7 protein-coding genes are annotated in these 2,834 nt (G+C 69.0%); all 7 read left to right on the forward strand.

Translation table 11 applies throughout. The features are described 5' to 3' along the window. A partial coding sequence (locus BLR95_RS15300) for a DUF3164 family protein (protein ID WP_143131046.1) occupies positions 1–543 on the forward strand: 543 nt, incomplete at its 5' end. Positions 544–554: 11 nt separating this feature from the next. Next, positions 555–740, forward strand: a complete 186-nt coding sequence (locus BLR95_RS15305; RefSeq protein ID WP_092622118.1) for a hypothetical protein — start codon at positions 555–557, stop codon at positions 738–740. Positions 741–742: 2 nt separating this feature from the next. Next, positions 743–1,306, forward strand: coding sequence for a hypothetical protein (locus BLR95_RS15310; protein WP_092622120.1), 564 nt, complete (start codon positions 743–745; stop codon positions 1,304–1,306). Beyond that, complete coding sequence (locus BLR95_RS15315) at positions 1,303–1,560, forward strand: hypothetical protein (RefSeq protein ID WP_092622122.1); 258 nt, start codon at positions 1,303–1,305, stop codon at positions 1,558–1,560. The genes BLR95_RS15310 and BLR95_RS15315 overlap by 4 nt, the downstream gene beginning before the upstream one ends. A gap of 11 nt (positions 1,561–1,571) precedes the next feature. After that, positions 1,572–2,381 (forward strand): hypothetical protein, encoded by an 810-nt coding sequence (locus tag BLR95_RS15320; protein ID WP_092622124.1) that lies wholly within the window; start codon positions 1,572–1,574, stop codon positions 2,379–2,381. Then, positions 2,378–2,632 carry a hypothetical protein gene (locus BLR95_RS15325; RefSeq protein WP_092622126.1) on the forward strand — a complete coding sequence of 85 codons (255 nt, stop codon included), beginning with the start codon at positions 2,378–2,380 and terminating at the stop codon, positions 2,630–2,632. The genes BLR95_RS15320 and BLR95_RS15325 overlap by 4 nt, the downstream gene beginning before the upstream one ends. Continuing rightward, the coding region (locus BLR95_RS15330) for an S-adenosylmethionine-binding domain-containing protein (protein WP_245689577.1) at positions 2,625–2,834 on the forward strand (210 nt) is incomplete at its 3' end. The genes BLR95_RS15325 and BLR95_RS15330, both read left to right, overlap by 8 nt.

Consider the following 2,834-nt stretch of genomic DNA (forward strand, 5'->3'; position numbering starts at 1 on the left):
GAGGCGCTGGAGGATCAGACCGTCCGCATGGTGATGGGGTACGCGGTCGATCTGGCCAACCAGATCAACCGCTTCTTCAACCACACCATGGCCGATTTCGAGGCCTTCCTGCAGACGCTGGAAGAACACTACCAGGTCGTGCCGCGCGGCGCGAAGGGCAAGGGCAACGTCACCCTGACCAGTTTCGATGGCCTGCTGAAGGTCCAGTTCGCCACGGCCGACCGGATCACCTTTGGCGTCGAACTGGAGATGGCGCGCGAGCTGTTCCTGGAGTGCGTTGCCGAGTGGGCCGAGGGTGCCCGCCCGGAGATCAGGACCCTGATCGACGATGCCTTCAAGACCGACAGCGCCGGCGAAGTGAGCCGAGAGGCCATCTTCCGATTGCTGCGCCTGGATTTCGATGACGAGCGCTGGGGGCGGGCTCAGGGCGCTATCCGCGATGCGATCCGCGTGGTCGGCACCAAGCGCTACATCCGCTTCTACACCCGCGCCGCCCTGGACGGCCCGTGGCAGCCCGTGCCCCTGGACATCGCGTCGGCCTGAAGGAGGCGACCATGAACCACCGTAAACCTTTCGCCTGGACCCTGGAGCGGCTCGCCGGCGCCAGTGGCTGGGTTCTGGGTCGTTTGGCCTGGTCGACCGAGGCCCTGGCCCATCGGATGCTCCGCTGGGCCAGGGTGATCAACAACGCCGCTTGGCGCGCCGACATGGCGGCCCTGCGGCTGGCCCGGAGGGACTGACGATGTTGGACGACCCCAATCTGCAGCTGTGTCAGCAGTTGTCGGACCTCAAAGCGCGCGTGGGGGAGATTTATAGCCTCCGCCTCCTGCGGCTGAACGACGACGGGTGTCCAGAGTCATTCGTCCAGTTGTTCTTGGAGGACCTCAGGGACCTCGGAGCGGGTGCCACCTTGGACCATCCACCCCTGCGCCCGCTGGTGGAGGACCCCAAGATGGGGGCCGCCCTGAGACGTATGGCGGCGGATGGCCTCGAGGGGTGCGATCTCTATCCCGAGCGGTTCGGCTTCGAGTGTCAGCAGGCTGGGGCCTATGGGTTCCTGGCCCGCGTCGAGGTGCCGATCAAGGTGTTCGGCAGCGACAGTGACTTGTGCGCCCTGAGCACCCACCGTGACTTGGTGTGCGGCGACGAAGCCTGGGTGTATGGCGACGACATCGACGGCGTGGCCAGGGCTGCTGTCAAGTGGGCGCGGATACTCGAAGCCGAGGACAAGGCTGGCACGCAGCCGGGAGGTCCGGGCGCGGACCTCAAGACCTGGGCGGAGATCGAGGAGCGCGGCGCGCCATGACCAGCCCCGCCCCCGAACTGCTGAGGACAGCGCTGATCGATCTGCTGATCGCCGCCGCGCCGTTCCGACACGGGCGGGGGCGGTCGGCCGCCCGGGGGCGCCTGGATGCCGCAATAGGCAGGGGGCGCGCGGCGCTGACGGCCTCGGCGGCCGAGGGCCTCGGGACCGACTGGCGCGGCCTCGCCGAACTGGCCGCCGAGGCCGACGCCGAGACCGAGGCCCGCCCGGGGTTCCGGGCCGATCTGGACGGATGAAGGAGCCCGCCATGAGCATCCTGAAGACTGATGATCCCATGAGGGTCCTGACGACTGATGAGCAGTTGAAGCTGATCCTGGTCGAGGCCTACCTGCCGCATGGCGCCGAGGTCGCTGTCGAACGGGCGCGCGCGGCTTTCACCTTCATCCGGGCTCCGGCGGCGCCCGTTGACCCCCCGCCGGAGCCAAAACCGGCCCCCGTCGAGACGGCGCCAGAGCCCAAGTCGATCCCGGTGCCGTCGTCGTGGACTCTGCCGCCCGAGCTGGTGACCGCCCTGGGGACGGCTCGAGCGCTGCTCGACGAGGGTGTGTGCCTGACGGGAAGAACCCTGGCCGAGGCGCTGGGATGCTCCCAGCCCACGGCCAGCAAGCGCCTGTGGGCGCTGGTCGCTGCCGGCCGGCTGGCTGCTGTCGGCCAGGCGGCGAGGCGTCAGTACGTGCTGCCGGGCCAGGATGCGGCGGTGGCCCATGACCAGGCGCCGAGCGATCCAGCACCGCGCGACGAGGGGGTGCCGCGCGACGAGGCTGAGGAGGCCCGTCAGGTCCGCGCTCTGATGGATCAGGGACACACGCTCAGCGAGATGGCCCAGCACCTGGGTCGGAGCCGAGGCGAGATCATTGACATCATCGCTTTACAGGGGTGGGCGGGGCTGACCGCCAATGGAGCGTTCTGCTTACCTGATTCCAGCTTCGCCGTGGCTAGGCAGGAGCGGCCGGCGACCCGGCGCAACTGTATGACCTGTGGCACGTCCTTCGTGTCCGCCGGGCCGCACCACCGGATGTGCACCAAGTGTCGCGGCCAGACGGAGGACGCGGCATGACCAGGGCGCACCGCAAGCATCCGCGCCCGGGGCGCTATCTGCCGATCTGCTCGGCGGCCGAGGTGCCAGAGGTGGCCAAATTGGAGAGCCTATTCGAGGCCGCCGGGTGGCGGCTGCAGCGCTCGTCGCGCCCCTACCGCCGGCGCGACGGGCGGGTGAGTGTCCGGCTGATCTGGCGCCGGCGCGGCGGTGGAGCCGTACAGCTGGCCCTGACCTACGAGTTCGAGGTGTGGGGTCAGGGTCATGGCTGAGCAGTCGGCGATGAGCTGGCCCTTCGGACACCTGCGGCCGCTGAGCTACGGGGCGATCATTGCCGATCCGCCCTGGGAACAGGCCCTGTGGTCGCCCAAGGGCGAGGGCAAGGCGCCCCAGGCGCACTACGGCTGCATGTCGCTGGACGCCATCAAGGCCTTGCCGGTCGGACACCTGGCTCGGGGTGATTGTCTGCTGGCG

The organism is Roseospirillum parvum, assembly GCF_900100455.1.
Classification (GTDB): domain Bacteria; phylum Pseudomonadota; class Alphaproteobacteria; order Rhodospirillales; family Rhodospirillaceae; genus Roseospirillum; species Roseospirillum parvum.